Here is a 15,317-nt window from a genome sequence, read left to right as displayed (position 1 = left end):
CCGGCATATTCATCATAAAGGGTTAATTATCTGCCTGTAGGATACATTTCAAATACTTCCAATAATGTCTCATAGATCGCCTGAGCTGCCATATCTTGATATTCTTCATCCGTAATGATATCATAATCATCACTATTGGATAAGAACCCAAGCTCAATCAATACTGCCGGTACCGTGTTCTTATGAACTACCGTATAGATATTGTGCTTCGCACCACGATTACTTGTTCCTAACACATCGGTAAGATTACTTACAAATATCTCAGCCAGCTTACTACTAGTTAGCCCTGCATCATTCGGTGAATTATTACTCTTTGAATAATATACTTCTGTGCCAGCAGCAGTTTTTGAGGTAGATGCATTCATATGGAGACTGACAAATAAATCCGCATCACATTTCTCAGCAAAAGCAGCACGATCATTCAGCGATATATCAACGTCCGTTGTTCTGGTATAATATACTTTTAATTTCGAAGGATCCTGATTAAAGTACTGTTTACCAATTGTATAAAGTATCTTAAAATTAACATCCTTCTCCTTGGTTCCAAAATATTCGGCACCGTTCGCTTTTCCACCATGTCCAGGATCCAATACTACGATGTTTTTATAAATTTCACCAGGATCACCGACATTAACATAGATATTTTTATCGTCAGTAGTATACTCGTATCCCTGTAATCTTGAGGTGGATACTCTGATTTCTGTCTCATTACTGCTGTTCAGAGACACCCTGATATCTTTAATTATCGATGAATTTGAGGATATAGGCTGATTTCTCAAAAATTCTGTATAGTCTCCAGGAAGCTTAATCACAAATTCTTTGTTATAATAGTAATCTTCATCATGGATCATAGAAGCTTGAATTCCTTCAGGTTTAGGAATAACAATATCAAACCCAGTCAGACTCTGACTGCCACTATCTGTTACCGGTATTGTCGGCTGAACCGGCGTAGTTGCAGATTGAAGTAAAATAGTCGTATGATTACCATTCTCCTGTATGTAATATTCGCAGTCTTCTTTAAGAACCAGTATGAATTGCGTTTTATCCGACATGGTCAAAGTATAGAACTGTTGTAAATACTTTGCTCCATTCAATTCCGTATAGATATCTCCAATACTATTGCTTGTATTAGGTAAAGTAACATATATTGCATTACCTTGCTTTATAATGGAAGTATCAACCGTCGAGATACCGGTTATGTTTAGGTAATCTCCTGTACTATTGGTTCCGACAACTGCTGATGTCACAGTATTAAAATAAATAGTAACGTATAAAGTCTTCTGATCTGTGGATAATGACAAATCATAAGTAAATTTATCCGTAATTGCTTCGAAATCAATTGTTGTGCTTGAAGAATTGGTATTACGGGTACTTATGGTATTAATATAATAACTGGTACTTCCATACATTTGATAAGTCTGATCCGCACAATTTGTATTCAGAGCCTGAATAGTTAGTTTATTTCCTGACTGACTTGAGGTAATTTTGCTAAACGGAGAAGTCCCTACGATTTGAAAGATCTCACTATTAATCATTGAATTACCATAATCACGTGCTACGGAATATATTGTATTTAATGCATTTGCTGATCCATTATTAATTTCTTTAGCTCCCGTACTCTTTCCAATGACGGATACGTCACCGCTCCATTGCTTTAAGATGGTACCAGTTTCGTACGTCACACTGGAATCTCCCAGTTCAGGTGCAGTTCCTGAATTACCAGAGCCCACTATAACTGGGTTTTCTTTCTTCTTAGAAGTAATAACCGAAGTCTTCGTATTGCTATTCCAAGAGTAATTATAGCCAAGAGATTTGGCTGTGTTGCTTCCGGGAACCATTACAAAGGTGTATCCGGTATCATGGTTTTTCACGATTAATGGAGCTGCATCCAACGTAAACTTCTTATCATTGAGATAAGCAGTTTTACTGCCGATTGTCATAACGAGCTTATTCGTGCCTTTTGTTAAAGTTACCGTCTTGGTTTTACTGTCATACTTATAATCTGCCTTAATAGAAGAATCTGCAAAAACTTTTTTTGCTCGAAGCATAGCCGTATTATTGGTAATAATACTCGGCATGGTACCAAGATTCACGCTTTTTCCGTCAATGGTTACTTTACCCTGGGTACTGTAATACTCAAATTTCTGACCATTATTATAAGATAAGTTTAACGTATTTTTCTCGATTGCTACTGTACTTTTACTACTGTTCCATGTATAAGAAAGGCCCAAATTCTCAGCTACGAAACGAGATGGAACCAGAATTTTAACCAGATTTGCATCCACATACTTGATTTTGATCGGTGCTTCAGAAAGAGTCACCTTCTTGCCATTCAAAGTTGCACTCTTGCTTCCGATTGTCATGGTAATGGTATTATTGAATTTTGATATTGTAATTGTACCTTTTTCCTTATTATATGAGCAGCTTGCTTCAATACCAGAATTCTTAAAGATATCATCATATGGAAGTAAAGCTACACCATTAACCAGGATACCCGGAGCATTTGTTTTACTGATGGTTTTACCATTCAAAGTAACTTTAATCTTTTTATCAGTATAGGTTGATTGCTTTTTATTAGAATAATAATATATTTTTAGACCTGACGCCGCTTCTGCTGTATTGGCATAAATACCTGCTACAAGAATTGCGATTATAAATAAACAGCATATTCTAATAAGTAAAAAACGGGTTCGGATTCGTTTGTCATTTGTAAATGTTCTTGAAACTACTGTCATCATAGCCGTATTCTTCCTCCTGTCTTTTGTGATTACCTACGGTTATAAAAAAGAGAGTAAAATTTGTAAACCGAAGTAAGGTTTGTAAATTAATTTCCAAATTCTCTTTCCATGCTACATTTATTACAATAGTGTTAAAAAGTGTTAAAAATGTGTCATATGACAAAAACATGAATAATAACATAAATATTTTTTTTAGTTTACATAATCAGTTACAATTCCACATGGCAAATAGTAGCAAAATAGCCTTAATATTGAAGGTTCTACATATGTAGCATAAACTTTGAACATAATATATCGATTTCTACAGCATTCGACTGTTATTTCTAATTTTTTAATTATATCACTTTTACTTGTTACATTTTTATTACTAAGCATTCTATGGTCATAGAATGTAATTGAAGTTATATATCAGTAAATATCCAGCTTCTGCTATAAACGCATCTTTTGTTTTCAGATATTTTGTGTTATAATGTCATCGATTATATTATGAATGCGAAAGGCACGATATCAATATGAAATTGCAGCAGCTACTTAGTTATACCAGAAAAGCTTTAGATGATTATCAAATGATTGAAAATGGTGACAAAATTGCAATAGGAGTATCCGGCGGTAAGGATAGTCTGACACTACTTTATGCACTTTCCGGGTTAAGACGTTTTTATCCAAAGCAATTTGAAATAGAAGCTATTACTGTAAATATGGGCTTTAAAGAGCTGGATTTTACTGAAGTCGCAAACCTGTGTAAAGAGCTCAATATTAATTACACAGTTGTAGAATCGGACATAGCCGATATCGTATTTGAACATAGAAAGGAAAGCAACCCCTGCTCTCTCTGTGCTAAAATGCGTAAGGGTGCTTTCAATACAAAGGCAAAGGAACTTGGTTGTAACAAAGAAGCATATGCGCATCATTATGATGATGTCATTGAAACAATGATGATGTCATTGATTTATGAGGGCAGATTTCACTGCTTCTCTCCTGTTACTTATTTAGATCGCTCCGATATTACATTAATACGACCGCTAATCTATGTTGAAGAAAAAGATATAAAGGGCTTTCGCAATGCTTACCGGCTGCCTGTGGTAAAAAATCCCTGTCCAGTGGATGGCTATACCAAACGTGAATATATTAAGCAATTGATTAAGACTCTTGGTTTTGAAAGTCCAGGGTTGAGAGAAAGGCTGTTTCATGCTATCCAAAGTAGCGGTATAGATGGTTGGGGAAAGCGGCTTTAAATGAAATGTTGTATAAATAAATATACGAAAAGAATTTGGAGGAATATCATGCAGGAACATAATTATCATGAAAAGGTTAATATTGATAATGCGGTAAAATTACGAGCTTTACTTGAAAATCTGCCTCGTTTTTGCCGTGATTTCTTCCGTGGAATTGAACCTACCACCTCTTCACGAACACGAATTGCTTATGCCTATGATTTGGGTGTTTTCTTCGAGTTCCTAGTGAATACGAATCCAGCCTTGAAAAACACACCTATTACTGATATTAAGTTAGAGATACTTGACCAGATAAAGCCCGTTGATATTGAAGAATATATGGAATATCTCACTTATTATAAATCCAATGACAAAGAATATGTTAACCGGGAAAATGGTAAGAAGAGAAAACTCGTATCTCTTAGGAGCTTTTATAATTACTATTACAAAAAGGAATTGATAACTACAAATCCTCCTTCCTTAATTAGTGTACCAAAGTTACATGACAAAGAAATCATACGATTGGAAATTGATGAGGTTGCAAAGCTTCTCGACGAAGTTGAGAATGCAGAAAACATGACGAAAACACAGCAAAGATACCACGAGAAAACGAAGGTCCGTGATCTTGCTCTTATGACTCTTTTATTGGGTACCGGAATTCGTGTATCCGAATGTGTAGGTCTTGATATCAATGATGTAGACTTTGATAATAACGGAATTAAGATAAGAAGAAAGGGAGGATATGAGGTAGTTGTATACTTTGGAGATGAAGTACGGGAAGCCTTGCTTAATTATCTGGAGGAACGTAAAAAGATGGTTCCAGAAGACGGACATACGAATGCTCTCTTTCTCTCTATGCAGATGAAACGTCTCAACGTTCGTTCTGTAGAGAACCTGGTAAAGAAATATGCTTCCACTGTTACAAAATTAAAGAAAATAACACCTCATAAGCTTCGAAGCACCTATGGTACCAGTCTCTACAGAGAAACCGGTGATATCTACCTTGTAGCCGATGTTCTCGGCCATAAGGATGTGAATACCACGAAAAAGCACTACGCTGCTATTGAGGATAGCCGCAGACGTAGTGCCGCTAATGTTGTGAAATTAAGGGAGAAAAAATTATAATAATGCAAAATCATCGCTTTCCATAAGGGATATCATAGGACATAAGCAAAAGGGATGTCCGGAAGGATCAAACATAACTCTCCAGTCATCAGAAAATTGATCCTCTGCGACTTTTGCTCCACACTGGATTGCATGCTGAACTGCCTTTTCCAAATCATTAACAACAAAGTCCAAATGCGCCATTTGCTGCTGAGCTTCAGGTTTTTCAGGCCAAACAGGTGGCAAATACTCAGGATTACGCTGGAACAATATGTTAGGATATGTTCCCTGGTTGGTTCCAGGAGCGTGGATACAGACCCAATTTTCGTCTTCAAACGCAATTTCCCATTTGAGAAGCTCAGTATAGAACTTTGCCAACTCATGTGGGTCTTTGCAGTCCAGGGTAAAGGAATACATTTTAATTTTTAATTCACCATCCATAACGATAGTACCTCCTCATATTGATATGCTTAAATATTTTAATATATTTTTAATACATAATCTGTAATTCTATATCTTTCGCTCCATGCATAAGGAACTCGGCATATCAATATATTGACCGTAGCCCGGTATCACTTGATAGCCTGCTTTTTTGAATATATGACTGGCTTTTTCAGAGGATATATCTGTTTCTAAAACACACCACTTGAATCCATTTATTTTTGCTTTCGCCTCTAATCTTCTTAGTATTTCTGAACCCAATCCCATATTTCGACTAGACGGTTCGGTAAAGATACATTTTAGTTCAGCATGATCCTCATCATACATTTTATAGGCTCCACAAGCTACCGGAACTCCTTCTTTATATGCAACAATTACATCTAAGCCACTATCTCTTTGATTATTACCAAGCATTGTAAAATCAGGATGTTCGCCATCCAACTCCCTAAAATCAATATCTGTCATGGATAGTAATTGCATTTTCATTTTTCTGCTAAGCTTTCCTATTACTGCATCGTATGCTTCATCAATCATTTGATAAAGCATATTCATATCGTGAAAGGCATATAGGTCAATTGTATTCCAATATGGTTGTTGTACAGGCGGACAATGATATCCGCGTACCACGATCTCCGGATAAAGCTGACGATAAAGCTCCGCCATTTCAGGTTCGCATTTAAGCGTTATTTTATAGAAGCTGTCTTCCGTGTTGAATTGAGCGAATATTTTTCCCATTACCTTATAACAGATGGGATATGTTCCAAAAGGTCTTGCCTCATAAGCTCCTGCTTTATTTATACAGTACTCTTCTATGGACTGTATGGTTGTCTTATCATTCTTCATACATATACTCCTAATTCCACCTATTAGAACATTAACTAGTTTATAACCGATTACCAAAGCTATTATACCAAGCTCTTTCTTCAAATGGACGCTTTTTCACCTTCTTTAAATCCTCTACAGCTATCCCGATGGGAAGAAAACATACCAACTCATATTCATCCGGTACGTTTAATATTTGTGCCATTTGATGACCGATTTTATCATCATCTGTTATATGTCCTTCTATCCAACAGCTTTGATATCCTAATTCCACAATCGCTAATAGCATATTTTCTATAGCTGCTGAATAATCTTGAGTCGCATAACACTTATCTCTGTATGCAAATATCCTTTTCGTTAATACACATATCATAGCAGGTGCTGTTTCCCCAATAGGCGGCTGAATAACAGCATGCAATTTGTCCAGTATATCCGGATCATCCACCGCAATTAAGCTGGTTGTTTGCTTATTACATCCTGAGGGAGCCGCTAGTCCCGCTTCCATAATCAGCTGAAGATGCTCCCTAGGAATTCTATCACTGGCATATCTGCCTCTATAACTTGTTCTTTCACTAATAATATCTATAACGCCCATTATCTCCCTCCATGTGCTCAAATATATTCTTAATTCTCATATTTCAATAGTAATTTCTTTACAATCCTGTGATAATAATCGTGCGCATATAGATATGTAAATGAATCTTATCGTTATTTGCTATTGAAATCCAGTCTGTCAAAATTCCTTAATAATTTTAGCTTGCGGATTGCAACATCTGATTTCCACCAGTTTTCTGATATGGCAAATTCTTTTGGATAAGTATCATTCAAATCAAACCAGCTCCAGGTAATTCCCCACACACCATTTTCAGGTCTTGTATCTATGGTATAGTCAAGCTCTTTTTGCATGATATCCTCATTTTCCTTATAGAACTCACTATCCGGTGAGAATATATAATCGGATGGTCTCTTTCCATAATAAGCCCATTTGGAAACATCTCTCTCTATGGAATCATATACTATTTTTCTAATTGAATCCGACACTACTTCCATATCATATTTACCAGCCAACCCAAGCTTATGTAAGGTATTTTTTAACGTAATATAACCCTTTGCACCCATATCCCCGTAGTTATCCGTAGAATTGAGTTTGAGAATTAATCGATCGATAACCGATAACGCTTTCTTGTATAACTGGGTATTCGGGTCAATAAACTCTATTATAAAAGAGGCTATTCCTGCCGATACGCCAATACTTTCATACTGATTCGCTTCTCTGTCATAGGTCCACCAGGGTGCATGCGGATACTCATTGTTAGACGGAATTGAAAATAACCAACCGTTTTCATCATAATGATCTCCACCATCCAAATATTTTATTATCCCTTTCATGATAGGATGGCTACTATCCGTTGCGTTTATATCCTTTAATATGTCGATGGCGTACAGCGTCGTATAAGGAGAGGAATTTGGATTCCAGTTATCCGGTTCAAGAGCATTTCCGAATCCTCCGTCTTCATTTTGATAGAGCGACAGAGCCGATAGCACCTCCTCCTTACTACCATGCTCGAATTCATACTTCCATCTGGCTAATTCAAATAGTCGTGCATTCTGGTACACCCATTTTCTTATTTCTTCAAATGATTTTTCGCTTAATTTTCTCATTTTATCATCCTTTCACTGTAACACAGAATTTGAACAGTTATATCATACTCCACATTTTATATTCATCATTGTAAAAAACGGACATGTCTTTGATATAATCCATCGGTGATATACCACAGATTGATTTAAAATCATGAATGAAATGTAGTTGATCAAAAAAGCCAGCTATCACTGTTACATCTGTTAGATCAGAAGGATTGTTCTGCATTAATCGCATTGCATAATTCATTCTCACTATACGAGCAAACATCTTGGGTGTCGTACCTATATATTGCATAAACAAACGTCTGATATGCCTTTCACTATAATAAAATTCTGAAGATAACTCCTGTGTACTCACATTTCCATTCCTAATTAAGATATGTTTCCTGATTTCAGTAATTCTATTATCCGTATATGTATCCATCAATCGTGTTAAAAAAACCTTATCCAGTCCTTTCACCAGTGAATCAATATCTTCTGCCTTGATCAGCTCCATCTCGATATTCTGTGTTAGTACCCTGTCCAATTCATTTAACAAAATCGATTGGTCTATTAACTCTAACTGATCCATATTAAGAAAGGGATACAATCCACCAGGATAAAATTCGATTAACAGTAATAATATCATCTTATTGGCATGGACACCTACATTTGATGCTTTCGTATTCACTCCCCTCAGCCTACTGGATATTTGCTAATTGTCTACTGCTATTACAATCGTTGAACTTGCAGAAGGCATAATTGTGTACTCGTCCGACATTGAAGCTGGTCGCGTTATCGTATAGCAGGAAATGTAAGGACGCAATAAATTATCCGGAGGAATATAAAGATAGTCATTGCTCCGCTTTAGTGTCTTCCCATGATAATCTTGTATGTTTTCTATCTGAATCATCTACCTGTCTCCATTTTAGCAATAATGCATTACTCCTTACTCGATATCAACTTCCTGCATTTTCTCTTTATCCATTGTATTAAAGCTATAAAATGCTCTGCAAATCGCAACTCTCTCCCTATCCAGTCAGCAAATTTGCGAAACAATATTCCCATAAAAATAAGAAGTATCAATCCGATTACAAGCCTTGTTATATCTAGAAGCGGGTAACTAAATTCTGATGCCAAATAGATTAGAACCATAAGCTTATCTGTCATAATAATCCTCTATATATTCTTTAAATTGTATAATATCTTGATCTGTTTTAAGTTGCTAATTCCAATATAAACCATTTCATTATCTAAATTCAAGAAAAATTTAATTATAAATTCGTATGACATGACATATTAATTGCATTCTATTTATATGGTGATACGATTTATCATATTTTGAACTTCAACTAAGCTATGAATAACGGGATATTTGCTTTGTAGCTTGTTATTACGGTCCATCATAATCGGATAAAATCCTGCAAGCTTTGAGTTATCTAAGTTACCTTCTGAATCATCTACAAATACTGTATTTGCCGGTTCCATCCTAAGCTCTGTTGCAGCGATATGAAAGAATTCCACTTTATCCTTACACATTCCATAATCGCAGGAAATAATCAGTCCATCCAGTAGTGGAGTAATGAAACTGTTGTCTAACACTCTTCTCACAGATGGCCAATTATCTGTTAATAATGCAACACGATAAGTTTCTTTCAAATTCTTAATTGACGTAAGTACATCGTCATAGATCACTACACGGTTATCATTACATACCAAATCCTTTGCTAATTGTCTTGAAACCCAGTTGATATCTATATTTTCCTTTGAACCGAAATCAATATTCTGAAGAATGATACGATAAAAATCGGTGAACTGCTCTATTTCCTCTTGTTCCGTATGCATAAGATGATTTTCGTTAATAAGCTTATAGGCCTCTTGAAATGCAGAAGTTATATTTTTCATCTCCTTAACCAGTAAATCGCAGACATCCATACTTAGTATAGAATGAATATTGGGCGGAACAAACCAGTTACCAGAGCTTGGATATGCTAATACATTACCAAAATCTAATAATATAGAGTTTATCATCGTCAATCTCTCCATTTCTTTCACCATTTTCTCCGATCACATGCTTATATATCACTTATAGCATGTTTACTACATTTTTATTATAACATAAAGTCGATCGAAATATCTGTTAGTATTCGCATAATATAAAATGTGAATGTATTTGCTTCATGATTTACACTTCTTAATATTCGAATTATTATCTGTATATGCATAAAGACCCCCATATATCAAATAGGGGTCTTTATACATGTAGAATATTATAGGAGATCATCTGGCAGCATCAACATAGTATGGAACTATAATAAAATTACCGGCATGAATTTCATCGGTAGCCATACCATTACTATTCTTTATCTCATCGATATAATCGTGTAAATCCTTGTATTCATCTGTAACATAATCGGATGCGATGCTCCATAAGGTATCGCCTTCCTTAATCTCAATACTGGCAACTTTCTTGATACGTGATGTATTACGCTGAGCGGTAACTGTCTTAGTTATAAACAATACGGAAAAGAACAATACTACAATTAAAACTGCTAATCCGATAGACCATAACCGTCTTCTATTTACCATATAAGAACTTCCTTTACAATAATGATGAAATGCACGCTTGCTATATATCTTTTCACCTTTCATGTTCACTGTTTTATCCATCTTAATATACCTCCTAAGATATTATCTTACTGTGTAATATATGTAACTATTCCATCTACTCTGACAATCAATCAAATCATGCGGGATCCATCAATATATCCTTTCATGCATGTATCATGTTACCTAATTACTTATTACATAATAATGGAATAGCATTGATTACCTTTTTATTATATTATGGGTTAAAGTCATCCGATGTCTTATGAAGAAAAGAATATTAAAAATTTTTAGCGAACATATGATACGAACATTTGTTTTATATTCATATTATATATACCAAACATTTGTTTGTCAATACATTTTTTCGAACATATGGTTTGTTTTATCAATATACCTTTTCAAAACTTCTGGTAATATAATAAAATGCTGTTATTATACAAACATTTGTTTTGCAAACATTTTTTCGTTTTTCAGAACATAAGTTTTGCATTTCTACGAAAGCTATGATATAATATTTCAAAAGGAAATGGAGGCTGATACATAATGGGGTATGGAAGAATTAGCAATAAGCAAAAAGAAATATTAGAATATTTGAAATCTCAAATTATTAATAAAGGTTATCCACCTGCTGTTCGTGAAATATGTGAAGCGGTTAAACTTAAATCAACCTCTTCTGTTCACTCCCATTTAGAGACCCTGGAGAAGAATGGATATATCCGACGTGATCCCTCAAAACCACGCGCTATTGAAATTATTGATGATGAATTTAATCTGACCAGACGTGAGCTGGTGAATGTTCCATTAGTAGGTACGATCACAGCAGGCCAACCAATTCTGGCAGTCGAAAATATTGAGAGCTATTTTCCCATTCCTTCTGAATATATGCCGAACGAAGAAACCTTTATGTTAAGAGTTAAGGGTGATAGTATGATTAATGCCGGTATATTCAACGGGGATAAGATCTTAGTTCAAAAGCAGTCCCATGCTAAGAACGGTGATTATGTAGTGGCATTGCTTGGCGATGAAGTGACCGTTAAGACATTTTACAAAGAGAATGGTTACTACCGCTTACAGCCGGAGAATGATACTATGGAACCCATTATCGTATCTGATTTGAATATTCAGGGAAAAGTAATCGGATTATTTAGAATGTTTATGTAGATAAAAGACGGTAACCTCTCTTATACCAAAGAGAATGAATACCGTCTTTTATATTGTATTAACCTGTTATTTTATTTGATATAATGCTTATCTAATATACCATTTTATCATTATATTTTCTGTAACATATAACGGGGACTATTCTCCCATCAGCTGTTCTTTGCTTACAGTCTTACCGTCTCTCCAGATACGTTCCAGGTTATAAAAAAGTCGATCCTCTTTTGAGAATATATGAACAACAACATCACCATAGTCTAATAATATCCAACTAGCTGATCTTATGCCTTCAATTCTCTTCGGTTCATATCCGTTTCTACCCAGTTTATCTGTTACATTATCTACGAGAGCATCAACCTGAGATGCATTGGTACCATTTGCAATGATAAAATAATCTGCGATGATGGAGATATCCTTTATCTCAATAACCTGAATGTCTTCTCCCTTTTTTTCATCCAATGCTTCATAAGCCAGCTTTACCATTTCTTTCGAATTATCCATTTAATTCATTCCTTTCTTCCTAGCCTTTATATGCAGATACTCAGACTAAAATATATCTGCTAATTATTTATATCTTATTCGTTTCAGGAAGGATTGCTTTATAATAGTTATATGTTTCAACTGTCAAATAATCAATCTGAGACTTTTTGGCCTGCAGATATTTCAATGTACTTTCCAATATCATAAGTACACAATGATCCAAATTCGTATACGCCTGCCATCGTATCTCATCTATTCCCGGAATAGGTTTTCGGAAGGGCTCTATAAAGTCTGCTGTAAATACGATTTTCTCAAGTAATGACATATTTGGACGCCCTGTTGTATGATAGATGATCGCATTCAGAACATCACAGTCAGTTACTTTGTATCGGAACTTGGCATATTCTGCTCCGAGCTTCCCATGAAGTAATATGGGACATTGCTCTTCTGTTTCGGAAATAGGTATATGATATTTTATGCATTCATGTATCATTTCTTGCTCGGAAATATTTCTTGCACAGTCATGAAGAAGTCCTGCCATATCAGCTTTCTCAGGATCACATCCATGAATATAAGCAAGATCAACAGCAACCTCTTCCACACCAGTACTGTGAAGATACCTTGCTTCCTTAAGTCTTTTTCTTAAATCTTCTTTGACTCGTTCTACTTCCATTATGTGTCTTCCTCCGGTCTATTAAGGTAAAGATGATTTGCGATAATATAATCATGTACCGGATCTGGAAGATAATATCGAATTGATTGCTTTAGTGCTACTTTTTCTCTGATACTAGCAGAAGATACTTCTATGGTAGGCATATTAATCAGAATAATGTCAGCATTATATTCTTCCTTAAGCCAGGAAGCATGCTGCTGCATTTTTTCTCGTTCAACATGATCTCTTCCAGAAGCAACAATGGTACAAAGCTGAAAGATAACCTGGGGCTCCTTCCACTTATGAATATAAAAAAGAGAATCCGCTCCTATGATAAAAAAATACTTTGTATCCTGCTGCTCCTTCGTAAGAAGCATCAAGGTATCAGCAGTATAGGTCATACCTTCCCGATCAAGCTCCATTGTAGATATGGTAAAATGTGGATTACCCTTAATAGCAAGTGAAATCATATCCACTCTCTGCTGTTCACTGATTTCTTCGGGCTTGGGCTTATGTGGTGGGTTTTTTGATGGCATAAACATAACCTGGTCCAGCCCAACCTGTTCATATGCCTGTTCAGCCAGAATTAAATGACCTAAATGTATCGGATTAAAGGTTCCACCCATGATACCAATTTTTTTCATATTACGACCATCCCTATCCAAATGTCTGTTATATTTCGTTTATGCCTTTGTTTTTTTCTCTTCAGGAAGAATAATTTTCTTCTTATCCTTTGATTCCCGATATAACACAATCTTTTTCCCAATAACCTGTACCACTTCAGAATGAGTACGCTCTGCCAGGGTTCTCGCAAGCTCGTTGGTATCATCCATGCAGTTTTTCAGTACATTTATTTTAATCAGCTCTCTAGCCTCTAATGCATCCGACACACCCTCCGTTATTTCCGGTGTTAATGAGGATTTCCCAATTTGATAAATGGGATCCATAGTCATCGCAAGACTTTTAAGATAAGCTCTCTGCTTTGTTGTCATCCGTATGCTCCTTTCATATAATTGCCTAAATCACTTATAATAGTCAAAGGCTAATCCGTACATTCTTACGGTATCACCTTCCTGAATGCCTAATTCTTCCAGTTGCTTCAGTATCTCATTCTCCTTTAAGAATTTCTGGAAGAATTCAAATCCCTTTTCTGAATCTAAATTCGTGTAACCAAGCATTCTTTCAATACGAGGTCCTTCCACAACATATAAATGCTCTTCTTCTTTCCATACCTCGAAGGGAAGAGTTGACTGTGCCAAATCCTCTGGAAAGAATTCTTTCTCAAATACAATGGGAGTGGTATCCAAATGACTCAACATGTCTTTCACATGATATAGTAATTCCTTGATACCCTTTCCGCTAACTGCAGATATAGCAAATACCGGTATTCCCTGAGGTTCAAAAGCCTCTTTTAGCTTCTTAATAATCGCCACTTCTTCCTCTTCTGTTAATACATCCAATTTGTTCGCTGCAATTACTTGAGGACGTTGTGCTAATTCCGGATTATAGGCGATAAGCTCAGAATTAATCTTATTAATATCCTCCAAAGGATCCCTGCCTTCAGTAGAAGCTGCATCTACAAGATGAATGATCACTTTAGTGCGTTCGATATGACGTAAAAATTCATGTCCGAGACCCAGTCCTTCAGATGCACCTTCAATAAGTCCTGGAATATCAGCGATTACAAAGCCGCCTCCCTCCAGATCAACAACACCTAAATTCGGAGACAGGGTAGTAAAATGATAATTACCGATCTTAGGCCTTGCATTGGTAACGCGGGAAAGAAAGGTTGATTTACCTACGTTTGGGAAACCAACAAGTCCGACATCAGCGATAACCTTCAATTCTAATATAACATCCATTTCCTGTGCTTTTTGTCCAGGTTGTGCATACTTTGGAACCTGCATCGTAGGCGTTGCATAATGCTGATTCCCCTTACCGCCTCTTCCACCGCGAAGAATCACTTCACGTTTATTGCCATGGGACATATCTGCAACAACTTTACCCGTTTGCTTTTCCTTAATTACCGTTCCCGGTGGAACTTTAATTACTAAGTCCTCCCCGTCCTTGCCATGGCAGCGTTTTTTACCGCCATTCTCGCCATCCTTGGCGCTATATTTTCTAATATATCGAAAATCCGTCAGGGTATTTAAACCTTCATCCACCTCAAATATAAGGTCACCGCCTTTACCGCCGTCACCTCCGTCAGGTCCACCTGCCGGTACGAATATTTCTTTTCGGAAACTAACATGGCCATCGCCACCCTTTCCCGATCTAATATGAATTTCTGCTCTATCAGCAAACATTTTATCACCTGCTCCAAGTTTCTCTATTTCATAGAAGGTATCATTTTACATTTATTATTTCCAAAATAGGATATGCTTATTATATCTTGAAAACATGCCAAATACAACCAAATTTCAAATAGTTAAAAAGAACCCCAAATCCAGGATCACTCGAGAATTTGGGGTTATT

General features: G+C 36.0%; 18 protein-coding genes. 3 read left to right on the top strand and 15 right to left on the bottom strand.

Features of this window, described 5'->3' with window-relative positions; genetic code table 11:
* Positions 1-26: 26 nt before the first annotated feature.
* Positions 27-2,738 (bottom strand): N-acetylmuramoyl-L-alanine amidase, encoded by a 2,712-nt coding sequence (locus H0486_RS08765; RefSeq protein WP_228352640.1) that lies wholly within the window; start codon positions 2,736-2,738, stop codon positions 27-29.
* 512 nt (positions 2,739-3,250) lie between these two features.
* On the opposite strand from H0486_RS08765, the gene H0486_RS08760 reads away from it, so the two are divergent.
* Positions 3,251-3,973 (top strand): tRNA 2-thiocytidine biosynthesis TtcA family protein, encoded by a 723-nt coding sequence (locus tag H0486_RS08760; RefSeq protein ID WP_228352639.1) that lies wholly within the window; start codon positions 3,251-3,253, stop codon positions 3,971-3,973.
* Between the two features lie 48 nt (positions 3,974-4,021).
* Positions 4,022-5,077 (top strand): tyrosine-type recombinase/integrase, encoded by a 1,056-nt coding sequence (locus H0486_RS08755; protein ID WP_228352638.1) that lies wholly within the window; start codon positions 4,022-4,024, stop codon positions 5,075-5,077.
* Here H0486_RS08755 and H0486_RS08750 read toward each other — a convergent pair.
* The 9 genes from H0486_RS08750 to yneA form a co-directional block, all read right to left on the bottom strand.
* A complete protein-coding gene (locus H0486_RS08750) occupies positions 5,072-5,497 on the bottom strand; it encodes a VOC family protein (RefSeq protein ID WP_228352637.1) in 426 nt (141 codons plus the stop codon). The genes H0486_RS08755 and H0486_RS08750 overlap by 6 nt on opposite strands.
* A gap of 69 nt (positions 5,498-5,566) precedes the next feature.
* Positions 5,567-6,340, bottom strand: coding sequence for a GNAT family N-acetyltransferase (locus tag H0486_RS08745; protein ID WP_228352636.1), 774 nt, complete (start codon positions 6,338-6,340; stop codon positions 5,567-5,569).
* Positions 6,341-6,380: 40 nt separating this feature from the next.
* Entirely contained in the window at positions 6,381-6,914 is a 534-nt protein-coding gene (locus H0486_RS08740; protein ID WP_228352635.1) for a nitroreductase family protein, read from the bottom strand.
* Positions 6,915-7,027: 113 nt separating this feature from the next.
* The gene (locus tag H0486_RS08735) at positions 7,028-7,981 is read right to left on the bottom strand and encodes a hypothetical protein (protein ID WP_228352634.1); all 954 of its coding nucleotides are present in this window, start codon (positions 7,979-7,981) and stop codon (positions 7,028-7,030) included.
* A 37-nt stretch (positions 7,982-8,018) separates the two neighbouring features.
* Entirely contained in the window at positions 8,019-8,633 is a 615-nt protein-coding gene (locus H0486_RS18430; RefSeq protein WP_228352633.1) for a helix-turn-helix transcriptional regulator, read from the bottom strand.
* A gap of 24 nt (positions 8,634-8,657) precedes the next feature.
* Positions 8,658-8,855: a hypothetical protein gene (locus H0486_RS08725; RefSeq protein ID WP_228352632.1), complete on the bottom strand. Its 198-nt coding sequence runs from the start codon at positions 8,853-8,855 to the stop codon at positions 8,658-8,660.
* A gap of 29 nt (positions 8,856-8,884) precedes the next feature.
* A complete protein-coding gene (locus H0486_RS08720; protein WP_228352631.1) occupies positions 8,885-9,112 on the bottom strand; it encodes a hypothetical protein in 228 nt (75 codons plus the stop codon).
* Positions 9,113-9,256: 144 nt separating this feature from the next.
* The gene (locus H0486_RS08715; RefSeq protein ID WP_228352630.1) at positions 9,257-9,973 is read right to left on the bottom strand and encodes an HAD-IA family hydrolase; all 717 of its coding nucleotides are present in this window, start codon (positions 9,971-9,973) and stop codon (positions 9,257-9,259) included.
* 249 nt (positions 9,974-10,222) lie between these two features.
* Positions 10,223-10,612 carry a cell division suppressor protein YneA gene (gene yneA / locus H0486_RS08710; protein WP_228352629.1) on the bottom strand — a complete coding sequence of 130 codons (390 nt, stop codon included), beginning with the start codon at positions 10,610-10,612 and terminating at the stop codon, positions 10,223-10,225.
* A 483-nt stretch (positions 10,613-11,095) separates the two neighbouring features.
* Between yneA and lexA the strand changes: the two genes are divergently transcribed.
* Complete coding sequence (gene lexA / locus H0486_RS08705) at positions 11,096-11,713, top strand: transcriptional repressor LexA (protein ID WP_228352628.1); 618 nt, start codon at positions 11,096-11,098, stop codon at positions 11,711-11,713.
* A 138-nt stretch (positions 11,714-11,851) separates the two neighbouring features.
* Here the strand turns inward: lexA and rsfS are convergent, their stop codons facing one another.
* From rsfS to obgE, 5 genes are all read right to left on the bottom strand, one after another.
* Positions 11,852-12,211, bottom strand: coding sequence for a ribosome silencing factor (rsfS, locus tag H0486_RS08700; RefSeq protein ID WP_228352627.1), 360 nt, complete (start codon positions 12,209-12,211; stop codon positions 11,852-11,854).
* A 67-nt stretch (positions 12,212-12,278) separates the two neighbouring features.
* Positions 12,279-12,863 (bottom strand): bis(5'-nucleosyl)-tetraphosphatase (symmetrical) YqeK, encoded by a 585-nt coding sequence (gene yqeK / locus H0486_RS08695; protein WP_228352626.1) that lies wholly within the window; start codon positions 12,861-12,863, stop codon positions 12,279-12,281.
* Positions 12,863-13,486 carry a nicotinate-nucleotide adenylyltransferase gene (nadD, locus tag H0486_RS08690; RefSeq protein ID WP_228352625.1) on the bottom strand — a complete coding sequence of 208 codons (624 nt, stop codon included), beginning with the start codon at positions 13,484-13,486 and terminating at the stop codon, positions 12,863-12,865. The genes yqeK and nadD overlap by 1 nt, the downstream gene beginning before the upstream one ends.
* A gap of 39 nt (positions 13,487-13,525) precedes the next feature.
* Positions 13,526-13,834 (bottom strand): ribosome assembly RNA-binding protein YhbY, encoded by a 309-nt coding sequence (gene yhbY, locus H0486_RS08685; protein WP_228352624.1) that lies wholly within the window; start codon positions 13,832-13,834, stop codon positions 13,526-13,528.
* Positions 13,835-13,864: 30 nt separating this feature from the next.
* On the bottom strand, positions 13,865-15,148 hold the full coding sequence (gene obgE / locus H0486_RS08680; protein ID WP_228352623.1) for a GTPase ObgE: 1,284 nt from the start codon (positions 15,146-15,148) through the stop codon (positions 13,865-13,867).
* Positions 15,149-15,317: the final 169 nt, after the last annotated feature.

Origin of the sequence: Variimorphobacter saccharofermentans (genome assembly GCF_014174405.1) — a bacterium.
GTDB classification, from domain to species: domain Bacteria; phylum Bacillota; class Clostridia; order Lachnospirales; family Lachnospiraceae; genus Mobilitalea; species Mobilitalea saccharofermentans.
The sequence above is the reverse complement of the archived record's forward strand: the minus strand, read 5'-3'. Positions and strand labels throughout refer to the sequence as shown.

Excerpts from the sequence above, each read along its gene's own strand:
- yhbY (WP_228352624.1), bottom strand. The coding sequence starts at position 13,834 with ATGACAACAAAGCAGAGAGCTTATCTTAAAAGTCTTGCGATGACTATG.
- H0486_RS08750 (WP_228352637.1), bottom strand. The coding sequence starts at position 5,497 with ATGGATGGTGAATTAAAAATTAAAATGTATTCCTTTACCCTGGACTGC.
- H0486_RS08765 (WP_228352640.1), bottom strand. The coding sequence starts at position 2,738 with ATGATGACAGTAGTTTCAAGAACATTTACAAATGACAAACGAATCCGA.
- H0486_RS08745 (WP_228352636.1), bottom strand. The coding sequence starts at position 6,340 with ATGAAGAATGATAAGACAACCATACAGTCCATAGAAGAGTACTGTATA.
- yneA (WP_228352629.1), bottom strand. The coding sequence starts at position 10,612 with ATGGATAAAACAGTGAACATGAAAGGTGAAAAGATATATAGCAAGCGT.
- H0486_RS08735 (WP_228352634.1), bottom strand. The coding sequence starts at position 7,981 with ATGAGAAAATTAAGCGAAAAATCATTTGAAGAAATAAGAAAATGGGTG.
- H0486_RS08740 (WP_228352635.1), bottom strand. The coding sequence starts at position 6,914 with ATGGGCGTTATAGATATTATTAGTGAAAGAACAAGTTATAGAGGCAGA.
- yqeK (WP_228352626.1), bottom strand. The coding sequence starts at position 12,863 with ATGGAAGTAGAACGAGTCAAAGAAGATTTAAGAAAAAGACTTAAGGAA.
- lexA (WP_228352628.1), top strand. The coding sequence starts at position 11,096 with ATGGGGTATGGAAGAATTAGCAATAAGCAAAAAGAAATATTAGAATAT.
- obgE (WP_228352623.1), bottom strand. The coding sequence starts at position 15,148 with ATGTTTGCTGATAGAGCAGAAATTCATATTAGATCGGGAAAGGGTGGC.
- H0486_RS08715 (WP_228352630.1), bottom strand. The coding sequence starts at position 9,973 with ATGATAAACTCTATATTATTAGATTTTGGTAATGTATTAGCATATCCA.
- H0486_RS08755 (WP_228352638.1), top strand. The coding sequence starts at position 4,022 with ATGCAGGAACATAATTATCATGAAAAGGTTAATATTGATAATGCGGTA.
- rsfS (WP_228352627.1), bottom strand. The coding sequence starts at position 12,211 with ATGGATAATTCGAAAGAAATGGTAAAGCTGGCTTATGAAGCATTGGAT.
- H0486_RS08725 (WP_228352632.1), bottom strand. The coding sequence starts at position 8,855 with ATGATTCAGATAGAAAACATACAAGATTATCATGGGAAGACACTAAAG.
- H0486_RS08760 (WP_228352639.1), top strand. The coding sequence starts at position 3,251 with ATGAAATTGCAGCAGCTACTTAGTTATACCAGAAAAGCTTTAGATGAT.
- H0486_RS08720 (WP_228352631.1), bottom strand. The coding sequence starts at position 9,112 with ATGACAGATAAGCTTATGGTTCTAATCTATTTGGCATCAGAATTTAGT.
- nadD (WP_228352625.1), bottom strand. The coding sequence starts at position 13,486 with ATGAAAAAAATTGGTATCATGGGTGGAACCTTTAATCCGATACATTTA.